This window comes from Caballeronia sp. A2-2, from assembly GCF_057612605.2.
Map to the genome: position 1 here is coordinate 38,705 of NZ_JBVFIR010000006.1, position 16,590 is coordinate 55,294.

The following is a 16,590-nucleotide window of genomic DNA, read 5'->3' on the forward strand; positions in this document are numbered from 1 at the left end:
CATCGGCTTCCACGCCGTCATGCACGGGAAAGCCACACTGCTTCGGTGCGTCTTCAGCGGAGGCGTTTCGCGAAATGCCCGACCGAGGTATCTGTTGCGTCGCGCGCGGAACTAGACAGGACCGATGTAGCCGTTGAGCAGCTTGGTCGCAGCCGGTGCAATTCTCGCCTGCGTCAACGCAGAGGCGCTGATCGCGCTGACCAATGAGGAAAACTGATTTTGAAAAAATTTTCCTATTTAAATAGCACTTCTCGATTTTTCGCATTTCACTTACTTTGTTGTTTTCGAATCAACCCGCAATTTTCCACGCCTCGCGCACCGCCCGGTTTAGGTCCTCGGTTTCATAGGGCTTACGAAGTTGGACGCTATTGGAAATCGAGGTCTCAGCCTCGCCGCCCGTCGCGAGCACGACACCCACCCGCTTGTTACGCGCTCGGATGCTCGACGCTAGCGCTTGTCCTTGCTGACCCGGGAGCACTACGTCGGTGATAAGCACCGTCACATCGGCTGAAAAGCGTTCGAGCGCCTCTTCGTGTTGATTTTCACGGAGTCTTAACCCACCGGGGGTCAAGACTCGGTGAAAATCAACAGAAGTTCTCTACTTCGCGTCTAGCCGACGAGCTGACGTCGCTTGTGTAGTGGATCATAATAAATCTCCTTGACCTCACGGTCTGCCATGTAGATGACAACGTCGACCGTTGTGATGACAGTCCGGAGAATTACGTCGTAGTCGACTGTGCGCCCCACATCCGAGGCCTTCACAAGCGTTGCGATACGCGCAAATGTCGTCGCGGCGTTGTCCGCGTGCGTCGAAAATATCCCACCTGGATGCCCGGTGTTCGCGCCGGTAAGGTAATCCCACGCGGCGGCGTCGCGGAGCTCCGTCAGGAAAATCCGATCGGGTGACAAACGCATCGCTGCCGTCAGGCATTCCTTGGCCGAGACGCGCCCTTGCTGCTTGCCGTACATCATGTACCCGACTTCATGCTGATTGTCGGCCTCGACTTCATGCACGTCTTCCATCAACAGTACGCGCTCAGTGGAAGGCACTTCGGCGAGCAGCGTACGGGTCAGCGTTGATTTACCCGACCCAGTTTTTCCAGAAACGCAAATATTCCTCTTGCTTCGGACGGCCTCTCGCATGAAAGCTACGACGTCGCCGCATTCGAGGAGACCCATCAGCTTTTCTTCGACTATGTCGAGCTTCAGCATATCCTTGATCGTGCGGCGCGTCGCATTCGCAAACCGCCCTTCCCTCTCTAGCTCGCTGAGCCCTTTGCGTACCTGCAGGTGCTTTCGGAAGCACATGAGCACAGTGCCTTCGAGCACTGCGGGAGGGCGCACGATCACCCCGCGAGTCCCGTCCGGCAACTTCACGTCCATGATGGGGGAAGGTCCTAACCCGTTGTACGACAACAGTGTGTTCGTCAAGTTGTTGATGTAGGCCGGAGTAATGGCTGGTTCGTGACAGAGCTCTCGTCCGTCGGTCCTGGCCACGACCACCTGCTCGAACTTGTTGATGCGAACCTCGAACACCGCAGGATCTTCGAGATATCGCAACAATGGCCCCAACGTCATACGAACAGCATGGTCTGAGGCAATGAACGACTGAGTTCTAAGGAGTGACATCACGATTCAACTCGTACACGCTGCTGAAATCAAGATCTTGCCGCACGAAGATCGCCACATGGTCGCCCTGTTGGTCGTAGAGGGTCGGCGGAATGTTGATCGTCGCAGCAAGCGCTTCTCGCGCCACCGAGTCCGAGGTTTGAGATGTATTGTCGAAATTGAGGTTGGTGCCTCCGCTACTCGCCTTGTTCGCGGCGTACTGGACGCCAGCGTCTCCGAAGTCTGAAATAACCGAAATCAGGATGGCGGGACCAAAGCGTTCCCAGAAATGCGAGTCAACCTGTCCGGGAATGCCGGCGCTGCCAAGGGCATTCGTGCCAGGGCTATTCAGCGCGATCACCGCGCCGTCAGGATTGACGAGCCGATTCCACAGCGCAAACACACGCGCCTGGCCGCTCTTGATACCACCGCTTGCTTCGCCGACGACAGTGGCGCCCTTGTCGATCAGACGAACCTTGTGATCGAAAGAGTACACGTCTTGGCTCACTTGGCACTTGATCTGCCCGGGAACAGTTGTATCGAGCTCGGTTGCCGTTCCGCACTGGATCATCGTTCCCGCAGGCACCGTTAGGCTGGAGTGTTGAAACACGCTTGCCATCACCCGGCTGATGCTGGAGCCATTCATCCTCGATGCTAACGCTGAACTGTCGGCACTTGCTGATGTCGAGTTGGCAACTGACGCTGCTTTCGCCATCCCAGCCCCTGCGTTCGGGGCTGCCTCTTGTATATTTCCGCCGTTCCCATCGAGGCGACGCTGATACGCTTTCTCCTCAGGCGTGAGCTCCCGCCTTCCTGCGGCTGGGTGGCCTGTCGATGCGTGTTGAGGTGGCGTGGCGGACGTGGATAAGGGACTTGATGCGACAGGAGTCGATGCCGACCCATTCGGATCGGTCGCGAAGTTGTATTGTGGCAGCATGCTTGAGCTTGGCTGCGTCGCCTGGGCTTCTGCGCTCATAGGCGGGTGAAGCTTTCGATACGTGATCAACCCGATCAGGCAAAGACCAACGATGACCATGAGCGCCACGAACGTACGGGTACCTTGAACACGACTGCGAGATGAAACAACTCTTCTGAACGAGTCACGGCCACCGTCAACCTGCTCTTGGTGGTCGACAAGCTCATTGATATTCTGCTCTCGCCTGCTCATTCGGCCTCCTCGCTTTTCATAGTCCGCGTGTATCCTGGCACGACCGTTCCACTCGGCGTCGCTCCGCGTGATGGATCGAAATCACCATTAACGATGCCTAGGACCTTCTGCTGTCCGTAACGCACTCGCCATTGTTTTGCTGTCGTCTCTGCGACAATGATGTTGTGATTTCGCCCTTCAATATGCGTGTTGACCGTGCTCTCCTTGCCATCAGAGCTGACGACGAAGATCTCGGGCAACTCAGCATTCGCAGGAAATTTGAAATAGGTAAAGCGGAAGTTGTCCCAGGCATTCACTGGCGCGATCGATCCAGACGCAGAGTCGGCAGACATCAAATAATCGATGTTGTAGCTCGCATCTGGATCATCGCGAGACATCGCCTTCGATTGCTCCGCCCTCGCGACAGTAGCTCTTGCTTTGGCAAGGTCTTCGTCGGGATAGAGATAGTTCAATTCGATGGTCGCCTGCTTCATCGACCACGGATTGTTGATGAATGCCTCCACCGGTTGCCCATCGACACCCTTCTTTGCAACATGGCCAATGAAGTGCAGCAGGATGTTGTACGTGTGCTTATCCGTGATGATCGTCAGGTTTGTGTCGCTGAGTTCAGCCGCGGGCCGCACAAAGAAGTTGTTGCCGCTGTGCGTGAATTGCCACGCCTTTGTATCCCCGAAGGCATGCGTAACATACTTTTCGCCCTTTCCCACGGTGATGTGAATCTGCAACCCGAGGACGGCATTCAGCTGCACCGTATCCTGCGGGTTATAGACAACCGATTTGATGCGATAGTCGTCAGGCGAGTTTTTCTTTGGTGCCACGGCGACAGCAGACGTCGATAAAAATACAACAGCCAACGCGAGTGCGGTGAGCGCTGATCGCTTCATTTCAACCTCCTACCGACCGACATTGACGGGATTCTCGGGATTGGGTCTAAAACTTGTCACCTGAAAGCCCGCCGGATTGATGAATCGCTCCGCAGCGGTCATTGGACGTCGCACGTAGTCATAGGCCAGAGTCGCAATCCAGTACTGCGGTGGTTCGGCGGTCGGTCGATCGCGAACACGCTTGGTCGTCGTGTAGCGAACAGTGGCTACCCGATGCTTGGTATCGACAATGACGGAATTGATGTGAACCGATGTACTCTCTGAGTCGCCGAGAACCTTATCTTTGGGTTTTGAACCCCGGTATTGCTGCATGTAGTCGTCGGCGACCGGCCCAACCGCTGTCAATCTCACGAAATCGAAATCTGTTTGACCAGCGTAAAAATCATAGGCTTCGCGATGGATGACAAACTGCGACACCCAGTACTGGTCTGTCGCCTCGTCCATTCCCATGTCCTGCGTAACGACCGACACTTGAGAGAGCTCTCCAGTCGCCTTGTTCAACGTCAAGAGATACTGCGGAAGAGGCTGCGCGTATTTAAGCATCGTCCCACCTGCCACGACCCAAGCCATCAGCGCAAACGCAGCGACGCAACTCGCTACTTGCCACGCTCGTTTACGGGACATCAAAACCTCGTCGAGAAGGTCGATTTCGGCACTTCCCCGTTCTTTGCGGTAGGCATCGATTTCGGCGCGGGTAATGGCCTTGCGCTCGGCTGACGTGATTGTCTGATCGGTAGCTTTCATCACTTCTCATCTCCGGCCTTCGATTGCTGGATGGCCTTTTTCGCTGGAAGAACTGTTTTTCCTGCGAGTTCAGCAGGCGTTGTCTGATTCACAGGCACAAGATGACTCATATCCGGCTCGGGCGGCGGTTTCGGCTTGTTCGCGCAGCCAGATAAAGTAAGCAGTACTAATAGCAATGTTAGAAGAAAACTTTTCATAGCGACTAGCTCCTGACGGATCCCCTTGCAAACCTATGGTAAATCATTGAAATTGCAGTTTCAATGATTTAATTTTGTAGTTGAGGCTGTTAGGCAGAACGCCGAGAACCACGGGCTAGACCGTTAGTAGCAGATGGCGTAGATGACGATGTTGCGGGAGATCCGCCGGCGTTCGCCGCACCACTTGAGCCCGAGGAAGATGAGCCTCCAGCCGAGCGATTCGCGGATCCGCTACTACCCTGTCCGTTCCCGGCACCACTTGCGCTCATCCCATCTTTGCTCTGGCGCAAATGCCGAAAAAGGTCCGCCGACACACCTTGCCCCCATGACGACGCCATATGCGGGATTTCCTTCAAAACGAACCAAGTGACCACCAACAAAAACGCACACGTAACGATAGATACCATGATCGGCGCATCGGGATTTTCCGCCGATGCCGCACTGATAGACGCTTTGAAGATGTAGAGGAGCAAGCCGAACACCGCAGAAAACAGGACACTAACGAGACCGTAATTGATGACCGATCCGATCCACTTCGAAAACAACGACTTTGTGCTCTCAAAAAGTAGCAAAAAGATGAAGACCGGACCGAAACAAACAGTGATGGCGAGCATCACCTTTGACATCAAGATCATGCCTGCCCCGATACCACACATGACCGCCGTGACGAACAGAACGGTAGCGGCGAGTATGAGGTTTGCCAAACCTGGACCACTCATCATACCGGCGCCCTCGAAAGCCTTTCTCGCAACGTTGAAGCCGTTGTCCATGGCCTGATCTATTGAATTTGATACCGTCGCTTGAGCATTTGCTCCCGACTTGCCATCTAGGATGAACACCGAGGCGAATTCGTCAGGGAGGTGCATGGCCACATTGGCGAGCTTGGTCTGATACATCCCGCCGGCACTTGCGACGCCAATGACAATGGCATATCTAACAAATCGATTTACGAGCGAGCTGAGAGGCTCGCTGTTTGGGCGTCCGATTAGGAACAATCCTTCGATCATCAACGCCATCGTCAGACCTAGCGCTATCATTGGAGCGACAAACGAAATGACATTCGACAGGTTTGTCGCGACGAATTGCGATACAACCTTGTCTATATAGGTGAATATCTGCGATGTCGCGTTGTAGGCTGCCATCTGGGCGCTCCTATTTTCCGAATGCTGTTATCTGCGCTTGCGCGTCCAGAGCATTCTGGCAATCTAGAAGTACCTTTTGAGCTGCGTCGTTTTTGCACTCGGCGACCCGCGTGTGACGCTCGTTATCGTGCTGCATGTACCACTCCTTCGTCTGTGGCGGATGATCTGCATCCTTGCCACAAGCCGAGAGAACGGAGAGCGCAAGCACTACAAAGAAGGTTCTTTTCATGGGAAAGATGTCCGGTACCGAGTCAGGGAGTTAAGTTAGGAGCTTGATTTCCATCCGAAGCTGACCCAATGCCGTATCGACGGGCCGCCTGGATCTGCTGTTGTTGCAGGATCTTGTCCTGGGAGCGCTGCAGAGACGCCATCAGGTTGAGCTTCGTTTGTTCAGCCTCGATCGCACCGCGCGCGGTGGAAATGCGTGCTTGCAAATCAGCGATCTCTTTCGGCGTACTTGTCGCGTCAATTTGATTCGTCAGCGATTGGATGTTGTTGAGCTCGGCCATTTCATTGTTGTAGGCCTGTTCACCCATCGCACGATCGGTTGCGCCTTTTGATTCGATTTGCGTATTAGCGTAGTCAAGCGCGTCGCCTCGACCCATGCCATCAATCTTTGATTTGGCAGCGTTGATGATCGCCGTTGTTCGAGCGTTATATCCCGAGCTGCCACCGTTGAGCGCATCGCCGTAGACTTGCGACCAGTTCGACGGGAGATTTGTCCGCAACAGTGAGGCGTCACCCGGGACTAGACTTCCGAGTCCCGTACTACCCGTCAGCGCTTGGTATTGAGCAACCTGCTGGTCGAGCTGGCTTTTGAGTGTTGTCACCTGATCTACAAGCTGCACGATTGCCATTGGATCTTCGACGATAACTTGGGAATGAGCAGCGATCGGAGCAAACGTCGCAGCAGAAACGAGCGCGACCGCCAACTTGGAATGCTTCATGTTCTACCTCCTTGTTACGCCTTACGGCGCACAGCGTCGAAATACACAGGGAGCCACTTGTCGGGATCATCGGTGCCGAGTCGCTGGATCACTCGATCAAGCCGCTCGGCGTTATCGGGTGTACCGGAGAGGATCGCAATTTCGTCGTCCATGCCATGCAAATCCATCACGGCGACTGCCGACTGGTTGCCTTGTTTGACAAGAAACTGCCGGCTATCTTCTGGAATCGAGAGCATGGCATCGAGCTCGGCAGGTGTGAGCTTCAGGTAGTCCAAGTAATCGGCCGACGTCGCCTCCGGGTTATAGAGCATCACCTTGGTGACGCAAGCCTGAGTGATCGTTTTCCCGATCGAGCTATCGAGCGCATCGTTCGCTTCCTGAGTCGCGAACACGTAGATGCAATCCTTCTTGCGGTCTGTTTTAAGTCCTCGCTTGACTTCAAGGGCGATGGTCGGGTCATCGAGGTACTGCGCGAACTCGTCAAACGTTTGAATCACGCGCCGCTTTCCATCAATTGAAGAACGGACCCGATACAGCAGGTACATGAGCAGCGGTGTCCGAGCAATCGGCGCTTTTTGACTGGAAGCCACGATGAAATCGGTGAGGTCGAATCCGAACACATCCCGCTCGGTTAAATCGAGAATATCGGCATCGTTGTCGAACAACCACCCGTGCTCCCCTCCCCTGCACCATGGCTCCAGCAGTGAGGCCAAGGAGGGTCGCTCGCCCGCGCCGATTTGGTACGGGCGTGGGATGTGTTGAACGATGGCAGTCAGGGTGCGCGTCTCCAGCGGCATAAGCGAATCGAGTCCCATCACAGCATCGACCGCCTCGCTTACCTGCTTGATCTCATCGTGCGTGATCGATGCTTCCAGCGAGATCTCGGCGCACTGCCGGACCAACCGCTTGACGAAACGAATATTTGCATTGGTTGGCGGGAGCTGAGCAGGTTGCCATCCGGTGGGTTGTCCATCTCGTAACACCGTGTAGAGGCCGCCAAGAGCAGCGACCAATGGAAACATGCCTTGCCCCACGTCATAGACGAACTGCCGCGGCCGAAACTTGGTCGAGAACGACAACAATGTGTTGAGCAAGGTCGTCTTTCCAGAGCCCGTTTTCCCCAGCATGATCGTGTGACCTGGAGGCCGCTTATCTAGCGAGTCATCGGTTAGCGGCGACGAGTGCCAGTTGAAAAACAGCGGTGTGCCGGTGACTGTCTTAAGCAGCGCGACTGCCGGACCCCATGGATTGCCATCAGGCTTACCGACCATGAAGTTGTGGAACGGTGCAAACGACAGGAAATTCATGCTGTTGATCGGCACCGGGCGCGGCGCAAGCGCGTTGTTCGCGGGCAACCTCGACCACCACGCCGCATCGGACGCAAGGCCCACCGAGCCCGCGACCACTGAGCACGAATTGAGCATGACACGCGCGGCCCGTGCTCGCCTCTGCGATTCTTTCGGAGTGTTTGCTGTGACATGCAGGCAGCCGTAATACCAACCCATCGTGACGCGTCGCGAGACGACATCGTCAGCGGCGTCGGCCATTTGCGCGATCTGCGAGCGGCTTTTGTCCTTGGTTTCGAGCATCGCTTTCTCTTGATTCGACAAGAAGACACCGGCGGCGATGCTAGACATGCAGCAATATTGTTGCGACAACACGAACTCAAAGTCCGCTTCCATCAGGATGTTTAACTGGCCTGGCTCGGTCGCTTCCGGGTAGTCGACGATTTCGATACCCGCAATATATTTGTCGGCGTCGATCCGCCGACTTTGCATCACGTCGCCGAACATCGAGCTTACGATGCGGTTGTACAGCATCGATTCGCGTGCGCGATCACGTGTCACTGGTACGGGCTGCCACTCGTCGTTAGCTAAAAAGGAGAGGAACTCTAACGTGCTCGAGTAGGCAAACTGGCGACCCGCAGATGGGACGACCTTCAACGTCGAAGGTTTCGGCGCGCGGACGCACTCGTCAAGAATGTCATCAGGATCCGACGCATCGTCTGTTTCCTTGACGTCTCGAACAGCGATGCGTTCGCCCCGCGAATCGCGATAATAGATGCCAAGGGTCTCGACACCATAGAGGCGCATCGCGCCGACGATTTGGGAAGCGATATCTTCAAGGCTCGCGATCGCCTCCCCCTGAAGTTCGACAAGCTCTTCTCGAGATGGGCGATCGAAGCGCGCCAAAAACTTCTGTGTAACGTCACCGATCGGGTTGTACACGACCGTCAGATACCAGTCGTTGGTCATCAACGGCACATTATCGAATCGCGCGCGGTACTTGCGATCCAGCTCGCGCGGGAACGACGCGGCAAACTCCGTCTCAGGGTAACGATCCGTCTGGTGATGATGCAGATGCGTCCAGAATCGAACGTGCTCGTTGCCAATCGTCTTGAACAGCTGGTTCAGGTCACGGCGCCAGTTGATATGTTCCGCGTCAGACGCACATTCATGCGATCGACCACGCACGCGAAAGGTCATCAGGTAGTCGTTCGCGACGGTACTCACAATGGAGTCGGTAACGTGATAGGAATACGGCAGGAACTTCACTGCCGTCGGTTCCTTGCGATAAGCGTTCTCGGACCGCAAGCGGCGCATCGAAACAGCCATCACCTCTTCTCCTTATAGCGAACCGTGCCGTAGCTCGAGCCGCCCCACCGGCTCGTAAACGGCGAGTCGACAAGATTCACGAGCTTGGTGCTGAAGGCGAGACCCATGACGCGGAACATCCGGTCATCGTGCTTGGTGATGCAGAAGCAGACAAACCACAAAAACGCGAACAGCAAGAACGTCCAAAAGTGAATCACCATGAACAGCGCCCCGCACACCATGAAGAGGAGCAAAAATGGCGTCCGAGGAATACCCATGTAAGTGGGCAGTCGCGTCGCACCCTTGAATAGGGGAAATTCGCCTGCTTTCATCGGTCGCACCTCTCAGGTGGCAAGTCGGCAGCTCAGCTGCGCCGAACCATGGCGATGACGACACTGTCATTCGTCGTGTTTCATGGCCGGCTGGCCGTAACGTGGTGATGCTGCGAAGCGCTTCAGGCAATGCCGAAGAGCGCGACGAGATAAGAGGCCGAACCGACGACAATCAGGCCGACGACACAGCGCACGGCGAAATCGGCTCGGATGAGGTGCGCGATCCAACCCAGCGCGCAAGCGATGATGAGCAACGCAGCGCCGATCGGAATCCAGGTCATCATCCAGGCTTGAAGCGAGCTCATGGCCGACGAGCCGGTGTCGGTGCCTGCCGCAAAGACGTTTGACGAGGTGAGAAAGGTAACGGCGAGCGTCCATGCTATGAGCAGGACGCGCCAGGTGGTGCGATTGAAGTGATTGAAGTGATTGAAGTGACTGATGCGATGAGCGCGAGAGGCGATCGGGAGGGAAGCGGCGGGACGACCGATGCTTCGGAAATTGACGAGTGTCATCAGGGTTCTCCGGGTTTCGGGTTGAATTCGGATAGCAGCAACACACAGCTTTCGACTCCGCACTTCTCGCGGAGCCACTCGACCAACAATCTCAGGTCAGCCCAGTAACGCACCTCCTCTTTGGCTTGAACACGAATCGAACACACGACGACGTTCACGGCGTCATCGCCGACTTCAAACAGCGGAAACCACTGCTTGGTTGCTACCCGCTGAATCTTCACGGCCTGGAGTCGGCCACGCCTGATTTCATCCTCGATCTGCTTCTGCGGGATCAGGAACACTTGCATGAGTTAGGGCTCCGGCTTTTCCGAGCCGAATGCACCGGGGTCATCTCGCGAGAAGGCGCCTTGGTTTTCCAGTTCCTTGGGATCAAGCGTCTGAGCAGCAACCGCTTTGATAGGTTGCTTCTCGACGGCGTGCCTATCGCCGTGGATGGAATGGGTAACGGGCTGCTCTCCACGCGTCACACCGCCAGCGTCATCCGTCAAGGCAGGGATTTGTAGGGCTCGCACTTGCGCCACCACCTTGGAGACATATCCATTGACGATGCCGCGCGACTGCGAACCGGTGTTGTAGCAGGAAAGTGCGTGCAACAGTGCTGTCTGGCCTTCGCCATAGGTTTGCACCGCACGCACATAGCAGCCGCTCAAGACCGCTGACGATGCACGCAGGTTGATGCACGGATCCAGCAGGTCGGCGCCCTTGAGCCCCAAGCTCGAAAAGTTCGCCGAGTTGACCTGTCCATACCCCACGTCGAAGTTCGCACCACTCGCCTCGAGCGACCTGATCGCATCGAGCGCGTCGGCGGCCGAGGCCGGCTGAGAAGACAAGCGATAATTTCCGTTCACGTTGACCGCGATCGGATTGTTTTGAGACTCGTGGGCCACGATGGAGCCCATGGTCACTGGACTCACGTTGGGCGCGCAGCGCTTCGCCATCTCCATCACGTCAGTCGAAGTTTCGGCGTGCGCGCTGGCCGGCCCTGCCCCGCCGAGCGCGGCTGGAGACAAGATGGCGAAGAGGATGATGCGGCTCATCGTTAGTCCTTGAAATTGCATTTTCAATTATTAACGTTTATCTTAGAGAGAAATGACGCGGTGTCAAGCGACAAGGGCAACTCGAACAAGCGCGCGGGGAAGCAACCATCCGCTCCGACTGAACAGATCCAGTTCGTGTCGGTCGGACGGGAAAAAGCCCCCAAGGGACCGGCTCGCTATCGCGACCCGGCCAACCCGTTCAACACATGGAGTGGTCGCGGAAAGCGACCCCATTGGCTGAGGGACTACCTGGCGCAAGGACGCCCTCTGACCGACTTCGAGGTACGCGAACCGGAGGACTAAAATGGGCAAAGTGATACGACTCGACGCATCGAGGCAAAAGGCCAACGTCCCTACAGGCACGCGTGATTCGCGGCCCGCACGTGGGCTCGCATGGATGGTATCGGCAGGGTTCGCTCGCGCCATTCCTCTCTGCGTAAAACCGCTTTCCCGCGTTATCGCGTTACTCGCGGTCGAGGTAGCAATTACGCTATTCGCGTTAATTGTTCGGCCACTTCGGGTATTAATGACGTTGATGACGCTTGCTGTTCTTTTCTCCGTCATATTTGGTTTTCTCGACCACTGGCGACATGTGAGTTTCCTGCTTGCATCCATGAGCGCGCTTGCGCTGATCTCAGCTTTGAATGCATGCTTTAAATACGGGCTCGCGAAAGCGCATCGCACGTCATTCAAACTGAGAGGATCGTGAAAATGAAACTCCATCGCGTATTTACCCTTTTCATTTCAGTCGCAGCTTGCTCGCTACCGCCGGCGGCCTTCGCGAAAGACGCATGCGCGTCCTTGGTTTGTATGGCCGGTGAAGCGGCTGGCTCAGGCGGCGGATCAAGCTGTGACGGGCCCATCAAAGATTTTCTTTCCATCGTTGAATATCGCCATGGGCATGTCGACTACAACGCGACGCCCAATGCACGGAAAGACTATCTAAACTCCTGCTCGGGCTCTGCCAACAACTCCTCGAGTGTGGACTCCATCATTTCGATATTCGGATCGGCCACGCACCTTTAATCAACCAGTGATTTACGCATTGCTGTCATCTTATTAAAAAGAGGCAGCATGTTCACCGTATTGACTGTGCTACCCAGTTAATGGTAAGCCAAGGATAATGTGAAGATTTGTAACGAAGCGTGAATGAAATTCATTCGTGCAGTTCAATCAAATTTTTTGGTCAGACAAAACTATGGCAGCTCTGCAACCAATTTCGCTAAATCTTGGCCATGAGACTGTGCGGCTGAATGTGACGGCAGCCGCAGCCGGATGCCTAATCGAGCGTGAGTCGTTTGCCACAACCCACACGGACAAGGTCGGCCCGCGGATCACCCAGGTATTGCTCGCGAACGACAAGAGCGTCGCTGCATTTTTGAAGAGTGACCCGCACGCGGATCGTGTCGGGCCAGTCGTCGATCATTTGCTTCGCGAGGCCAAGTACGTCGCACCGGAGTCGACCCTTCCGGAGACGCTCGAGGAGCAGTTGGCAACGCTCAACCGTCTCAATCGTGCGACCGATGAGGCGGAATTGCTGCATTGCGTTAATTCGGTGCTTTGTGCACTTGGCGCAACAAGTTTCATGTTCTTCGTGGCACAAGACGATTCGAGCGGTCAACCCGTCTCCTATCGCATCCTGACCTCACATGCCGAAGCAGTTCAAACCTATGTGTCCATGAGGATGTACGCCGGTGACCCTGCCCTGCAGCGTTCGCGCGGACAGTCGGAGCCCTTCTTCTCATCCGACTTCGGCAAGATCCAAAATCTGGGCGGGAGTGGTCGAAAGATTGCCGAGCGCGCTCGCGCCCTCGGTATGAAGAGCCTGGCGGTCGTCCCAGCACATTGTCGAGGCAGCAATCACTTCGGCGTTCTCTACGCGGCGACTAATACTCTCCCCGAGAACAACGGTGAAGAGCGTCTCCGCGCTAACCAGGCGTTGCTCCGCGCTTTATCGGCCCAAGTTTTCGAGTGGTACATGAGAAACGACGTGGCGGCGGCGTTCGCAAATACGGGGCTGTCGACACTTGAGTTGCAGATTCTCAATGCTCGCAAGCGTGGATTCCCGCTCGATGCTGTTGCTGAGGTGCTCAACATCTCTCTGACTTCCTTGAAGCGCAACCACCTTCCTTCGATCAACGACAAGCTGAACGCAAAGAACATCCACGAATCGGTCAAGAAGGCCACCGCGTTGGGGCTCTTGCCGTTGGTATCTGATCGAAAGGTCGCATACGTCTTGTACAGCCCAAGATACGGCGTCTTTTTGCGCGAGGATGGTAGCGCGCCGTTCTTCTCTCGCTTGATTCCGGGTGAGTTGAAGGAAGCGCAAATATTCGATGATCTGGCAGCCGCGAATGAGTTGATCGAACGGATCATGCCCAATCAAAAAGGCGAGCTCGAATTTCGACGTGTGGACGTTCACTGCTTCGCGACTACCGCAACTCGAGCTGAGTGTGTAGCTGCAGGTTTGCCTGCGTGGGAATCGGATGACGACCAACAAGATGATCTCGCTTGGGCGCAGCTGAACGGGCCGTCCAGCTCGTTCCATTAGATCTTGAAGAGTATTTGGAGGGCGTCTGGCGCGTACTGAACGAACTGAATCGCGGCTCTCCGGACAACACGACTTCGAGCGCTTTAGATGGGCTGCGACTGCGACCGTGTTCTTTTGCTATGTAGGCATGGCGCATTGGCTCCCTAGTGTCGAGTTCCGTCGAAGGTAGCTGGCGGACGATTACGCGCGCTTGCAACACTTAAAGCCGTTTCGAAAATTTAGCTTCAATTCCCGCCGGCAAGGCCTTTCCGCGTCAACGTAAACTTGCGACGCGCTGCGTTTCCCACTATGCTGTCGGAAATTCAACACGTATCGTTTTATTCTTATCCGAGTGTTGAATCCAACAACGGGAGTAGTTGATGACCACCGCCGTCCGGGCACGCCCTGATAAGTCCTCGCCGACGATGCAACTTCAAGTCAAGCACGCGCCGAGGCGCATCCCGTTGAATGGGATAAAAGACATCGCTCAGAGTGCTAGCGATATGCTCGTTGACGTGCGTGAGAGCATGCTCGCCCCGCACCCTAGGAAAAACCCTCCAGTATTCACGACCGCCCAGGTCGGAGACCTCTGTCGAGTGGATCGGCAGCGGATGCATTATTTGGCAAGAACCGAAACTGATCTTCCACAAGGCACCCTTCGTCACAGCCGCAGCCGAGAATTCACTCTTGAGGAGACGCGAATCTGGATTGATCGGATCGCACCCTTCACAAAACGTCCTGCGGGTGTGAAAGGGAAGACAATCGCGATCGGAAACTTCAAAGGCGGTGTCAGTAAAACGACAACAGCAATGACGTTGGCGCAAGGGTTGTCACTCTTTGGTCGGCGCGTACTTCTGGTTGATCTTGATCCGCAAGCCTCACTCTCAGCTCTGCATGGAATCTTAGCTGACAGCGAAGTTGCGGACGAGCACACGGTGCTCCCGTTGATTTACGGCGAGACCAACAATCTCGACTATGCAGTGCAGACCACATATTGGGATGGCATCGATCTGATCCCCGCGAGCGCTGCATTGTTCGGTGCCGAGTTTTTTCTTCCATTTAAACAGTCTAGAGAGAAAAACTTCCAGTTCTGGAACGTCCTGAACAGTGGACTCCAGCCTCTGCTCGACAAATATGACGTCGTAATAATTGATACGCCGCCTGCACTTTCGTATCTCACCATTAACGCTTTTATGGCTGCCGATGGCCTGATTGTACCGACGCCGCCAAGCGCACTTGACTATGCTTCATCGACCCAATTCTGGAGCCTATTTTCAGATTTGTCGCAAAGCATGCAAGAAGTCGCGCCGCAGTTGGACAAAAGCTTCGATTTCATAAATGTGCTACTAGCCAAGGTAGATCAGAGCCAAGCAGCAACACCAATAGTCCGCGACTGGATCAACAAAACCTACGAGAGTTTGGTGCTTCCCGTTGAAATTCCCACTACTGCCGTAACTCAATCAGCCGCAGCTGAGTTTGGGACGGTGTACGACATCTCAAAGTATCAGGGAAGCCTGAAAACATATCAGCGCGCGAGGGAAGCCTATGATCGACTCGCTGAAATTGTGGATCAACAGCTCGTCACACTATGGCTTGCTGAATCGGAGGCCAAATGAGCATCAAAGATCGATTGGCAGCAAAGGCTGCTGGCATTGGCTCCACTCCACGGCCCCCTCGACCCGAGTCAGAAACTCCTGCGAGGCCGAAAACGGCTCCTGGCCAGCTCATGGCTTCCCTGCCTCTCTTGGCAGAAAAGGAAAAAGAACTCGAGGTGTTGCGCCAGCGTATTCTGGATTTGGAAACGGAGACGGCGAGCGGTACGAGTGATGAGATCGAGCATTTAAAGAAGCAGCTGGTAGATGCCCAGCAATCCAGAGGCGCGATTGAGATTTCTCTAGCCGACTTGCATGAGGTACCCGGCCGGCGGCGCCACATGTCACCGGAAAAGTACGCGGAGCTTCGAGAAAATCTACGCCATAACAAACTGATTCATCCGGTCGTCGTGCTGCCGAGGGTCGAGGGTGGCTTTGAGATCCTCTCCGGGCATCATCGTACTGACGCATTCCGTGAGCTAGGTCGCGATACGGTTCGATGTGTACTTGGCGATACGACTTCTGATGAAGCCGACGAAGGCGCATTTTTCGCCAACCTTATGCAGTCGGACTTAACCGACTACGAAAAATACCTCGGACTCAAGAGGTTTCAAACAAAGCACAGTAAGTTGAAACAGGCCGAAATCGCACAACAGATCGGGATCAGCCAATCGTACGTAAGCCTGCTGCTTTCGTATGATCGCCTACCAAAGGCGGCCCGCGACGTTCTCGAAGCAAATATGGGTATCGTTGGCGCAACTGCGGCAGCTGAATTGGCGAGCATCTCTGAGCTTGGCAAGGGAGATCGTGTCGTAGAGGCGATCCGTCAAGTATCGGCGCGCAAGTTGGATCAGACACAAGCAGTGCGGTTTGCTAAAGATGGGGACAGAACAAAACCAATAAAGCCTGTTGCTTCCACATTCAAAGTGAGGGCCGGCAAAACCACTTGGTGCGATGTTCGTCGTGCAAAGAATGTAATGCGAATCGAATTTCAATCTGAAGACGTGGCGCAGTCTGTTCAGGAAGCCATCAAGCGCACGTTGGAAACCCTTGCGAACGCAACGGTGCAGAATTCACAGGACGAAAATTGATAAGTCATTGATTTTCAATGCTATGAGGCTCTAATTGACGGAAATCACGAATATGTAGATTTTTGAAAACACAAAACAAAAGCCCCCGGCGGGAACCGGGGGCTTTTGAGGGTTTGGCTGCGAGAGCCTAACCGCGCACTCACCGGCGGGAACCGGAAAGTGGTCACTGCTCACAGACCCCGAGTGTAGCGAAACGCGATCTGCAGTCAAGC

The 16,590-nt window shown here is 55.1% G+C and carries 19 protein-coding genes; 6 read left to right on the top strand and 13 right to left on the bottom strand.

Going from position 1 to position 16,590, the window contains the following annotated elements:
• Positions 1–609 precede the first annotated feature (609 nt).
• From ACZCWR_RS35770 to ACZCWR_RS35830, 13 genes are all read right to left on the bottom strand, one after another.
• Entirely contained in the window at positions 610–1,629 is a 1,020-nt protein-coding gene (locus ACZCWR_RS35770; RefSeq protein ID WP_487307237.1) for an ATPase, T2SS/T4P/T4SS family, read from the bottom strand.
• Positions 1,616–2,323 carry a type IV secretion system protein VirB10 gene (gene virB10 / locus ACZCWR_RS35775; RefSeq protein WP_487307200.1) on the bottom strand — a complete coding sequence of 236 codons (708 nt, stop codon included), beginning with the start codon at positions 2,321–2,323 and terminating at the stop codon, positions 1,616–1,618. Before virB10 ends, ACZCWR_RS35770 begins: the two co-directional genes overlap by 14 nt.
• A 449-nt stretch (positions 2,324–2,772) precedes the next feature.
• Positions 2,773–3,660 (bottom strand): TrbG/VirB9 family P-type conjugative transfer protein, encoded by an 888-nt coding sequence (locus ACZCWR_RS35780; RefSeq protein WP_487307201.1) that lies wholly within the window; start codon positions 3,658–3,660, stop codon positions 2,773–2,775.
• A gap of 9 nt (positions 3,661–3,669) precedes the next feature.
• On the bottom strand, positions 3,670–4,404 hold the full coding sequence (locus tag ACZCWR_RS35785; RefSeq protein WP_487307202.1) for a VirB8 family type IV secretion system protein: 735 nt from the start codon (positions 4,402–4,404) through the stop codon (positions 3,670–3,672).
• The gene (locus ACZCWR_RS35790) at positions 4,404–4,601 is read right to left on the bottom strand and encodes a hypothetical protein (RefSeq protein ID WP_487307203.1); all 198 of its coding nucleotides are present in this window, start codon (positions 4,599–4,601) and stop codon (positions 4,404–4,406) included. Before ACZCWR_RS35790 ends, ACZCWR_RS35785 begins: the two co-directional genes overlap by 1 nt.
• 89 nt (positions 4,602–4,690) lie before the next feature.
• Positions 4,691–5,743: a TrbL/VirB6 family protein gene (locus ACZCWR_RS35795; protein WP_487307204.1), complete on the bottom strand. Its 1,053-nt coding sequence runs from the start codon at positions 5,741–5,743 to the stop codon at positions 4,691–4,693.
• Between the two features lie 10 nt (positions 5,744–5,753).
• Positions 5,754–5,972, bottom strand: coding sequence for an EexN family lipoprotein (locus ACZCWR_RS35800; protein WP_487307205.1), 219 nt, complete (start codon positions 5,970–5,972; stop codon positions 5,754–5,756).
• 22 nt (positions 5,973–5,994) lie between these two features.
• Entirely contained in the window at positions 5,995–6,690 is a 696-nt protein-coding gene (locus ACZCWR_RS35805) for a TrbJ/VirB5 family protein (protein ID WP_487307206.1), read from the bottom strand.
• 14 nt (positions 6,691–6,704) lie between these two features.
• Positions 6,705–9,305, bottom strand: a complete 2,601-nt coding sequence (locus ACZCWR_RS35810) for a VirB4 family type IV secretion/conjugal transfer ATPase (RefSeq protein WP_487307207.1) — start codon at positions 9,303–9,305, stop codon at positions 6,705–6,707.
• Positions 9,305–9,616: a VirB3 family type IV secretion system protein gene (locus ACZCWR_RS35815; RefSeq protein WP_487307208.1), complete on the bottom strand. Its 312-nt coding sequence runs from the start codon at positions 9,614–9,616 to the stop codon at positions 9,305–9,307. The genes ACZCWR_RS35810 and ACZCWR_RS35815 overlap by 1 nt, the downstream gene beginning before the upstream one ends.
• 122 nt (positions 9,617–9,738) lie before the next feature.
• On the bottom strand, positions 9,739–10,128 hold the full coding sequence (locus tag ACZCWR_RS35820) for a TrbC/VirB2 family protein (RefSeq protein WP_487307209.1): 390 nt from the start codon (positions 10,126–10,128) through the stop codon (positions 9,739–9,741).
• Positions 10,128–10,415 carry a KorA family transcriptional regulator gene (gene korA, locus ACZCWR_RS35825; protein WP_487307210.1) on the bottom strand — a complete coding sequence of 96 codons (288 nt, stop codon included), beginning with the start codon at positions 10,413–10,415 and terminating at the stop codon, positions 10,128–10,130. Before korA ends, ACZCWR_RS35820 begins: the two co-directional genes overlap by 1 nt.
• Positions 10,416–10,418: 3 nt before the next feature.
• Positions 10,419–11,165, bottom strand: a complete 747-nt coding sequence (locus tag ACZCWR_RS35830) for a lytic transglycosylase domain-containing protein (protein WP_487307211.1) — start codon at positions 11,163–11,165, stop codon at positions 10,419–10,421.
• A 135-nt stretch (positions 11,166–11,300) separates the two neighbouring features.
• On the opposite strand from ACZCWR_RS35830, the gene ACZCWR_RS35835 reads away from it, so the two are divergent.
• The 6 genes from ACZCWR_RS35835 (at position 11,301) to ACZCWR_RS35860 (ending at position 16,378) form a co-directional block, all read left to right on the top strand.
• Positions 11,301–11,468 (top strand): H-NS histone family protein, encoded by a 168-nt coding sequence (locus ACZCWR_RS35835; protein WP_487307238.1) that lies wholly within the window; start codon positions 11,301–11,303, stop codon positions 11,466–11,468.
• A gap of 1 nt (position 11,469) precedes the next feature.
• Positions 11,470–11,874, top strand: coding sequence for a hypothetical protein (locus ACZCWR_RS35840; protein WP_487307212.1), 405 nt, complete (start codon positions 11,470–11,472; stop codon positions 11,872–11,874).
• A complete protein-coding gene (locus ACZCWR_RS35845; protein ID WP_487307213.1) occupies positions 11,871–12,191 on the top strand; it encodes a hypothetical protein in 321 nt (106 codons plus the stop codon). Before ACZCWR_RS35840 ends, ACZCWR_RS35845 begins: the two co-directional genes overlap by 4 nt.
• A gap of 136 nt (positions 12,192–12,327) precedes the next feature.
• The gene (locus ACZCWR_RS35850) at positions 12,328–13,716 is read left to right on the top strand and encodes a helix-turn-helix transcriptional regulator (RefSeq protein ID WP_487307214.1); all 1,389 of its coding nucleotides are present in this window, start codon (positions 12,328–12,330) and stop codon (positions 13,714–13,716) included.
• 359 nt (positions 13,717–14,075) lie between these two features.
• Positions 14,076–15,311, top strand: coding sequence for a ParA family protein (locus ACZCWR_RS35855; protein WP_487307215.1), 1,236 nt, complete (start codon positions 14,076–14,078; stop codon positions 15,309–15,311).
• Positions 15,308–16,378: a ParB/RepB/Spo0J family partition protein gene (locus ACZCWR_RS35860; protein WP_487307216.1), complete on the top strand. Its 1,071-nt coding sequence runs from the start codon at positions 15,308–15,310 to the stop codon at positions 16,376–16,378. Before ACZCWR_RS35855 ends, ACZCWR_RS35860 begins: the two co-directional genes overlap by 4 nt.
• Positions 16,379–16,590: the final 212 nt, after the last annotated feature.

Excerpts from the sequence above, each read along its gene's own strand:
- ACZCWR_RS35830 (WP_487307211.1), bottom strand. The coding sequence starts at position 11,165 with ATGAGCCGCATCATCCTCTTCGCCATCTTGTCTCCAGCCGCGCTCGGC.
- ACZCWR_RS35780 (WP_487307201.1), bottom strand. The coding sequence starts at position 3,660 with ATGAAGCGATCAGCGCTCACCGCACTCGCGTTGGCTGTTGTATTTTTA.
- ACZCWR_RS35790 (WP_487307203.1), bottom strand. The coding sequence starts at position 4,601 with ATGAAAAGTTTTCTTCTAACATTGCTATTAGTACTGCTTACTTTATCT.
- korA (WP_487307210.1), bottom strand. The coding sequence starts at position 10,415 with ATGCAAGTGTTCCTGATCCCGCAGAAGCAGATCGAGGATGAAATCAGG.
- ACZCWR_RS35800 (WP_487307205.1), bottom strand. The coding sequence starts at position 5,972 with ATGAAAAGAACCTTCTTTGTAGTGCTTGCGCTCTCCGTTCTCTCGGCT.
- ACZCWR_RS35810 (WP_487307207.1), bottom strand. The coding sequence starts at position 9,305 with ATGGCTGTTTCGATGCGCCGCTTGCGGTCCGAGAACGCTTATCGCAAG.
- ACZCWR_RS35770 (WP_487307237.1), bottom strand. The coding sequence starts at position 1,629 with ATGTCACTCCTTAGAACTCAGTCGTTCATTGCCTCAGACCATGCTGTT.
- ACZCWR_RS35815 (WP_487307208.1), bottom strand. The coding sequence starts at position 9,616 with ATGAAAGCAGGCGAATTTCCCCTATTCAAGGGTGCGACGCGACTGCCC.
- ACZCWR_RS35855 (WP_487307215.1), top strand. The coding sequence starts at position 14,076 with ATGACCACCGCCGTCCGGGCACGCCCTGATAAGTCCTCGCCGACGATG.
- ACZCWR_RS35820 (WP_487307209.1), bottom strand. The coding sequence starts at position 10,128 with ATGACACTCGTCAATTTCCGAAGCATCGGTCGTCCCGCCGCTTCCCTC.
- ACZCWR_RS35805 (WP_487307206.1), bottom strand. The coding sequence starts at position 6,690 with ATGAAGCATTCCAAGTTGGCGGTCGCGCTCGTTTCTGCTGCGACGTTT.
- ACZCWR_RS35860 (WP_487307216.1), top strand. The coding sequence starts at position 15,308 with ATGAGCATCAAAGATCGATTGGCAGCAAAGGCTGCTGGCATTGGCTCC.
- ACZCWR_RS35785 (WP_487307202.1), bottom strand. The coding sequence starts at position 4,404 with ATGAAAGCTACCGATCAGACAATCACGTCAGCCGAGCGCAAGGCCATT.
- ACZCWR_RS35795 (WP_487307204.1), bottom strand. The coding sequence starts at position 5,743 with ATGGCAGCCTACAACGCGACATCGCAGATATTCACCTATATAGACAAG.
- ACZCWR_RS35840 (WP_487307212.1), top strand. The coding sequence starts at position 11,470 with ATGGGCAAAGTGATACGACTCGACGCATCGAGGCAAAAGGCCAACGTC.
- virB10 (WP_487307200.1), bottom strand. The coding sequence starts at position 2,323 with ATGGCGAAAGCAGCGTCAGTTGCCAACTCGACATCAGCAAGTGCCGAC.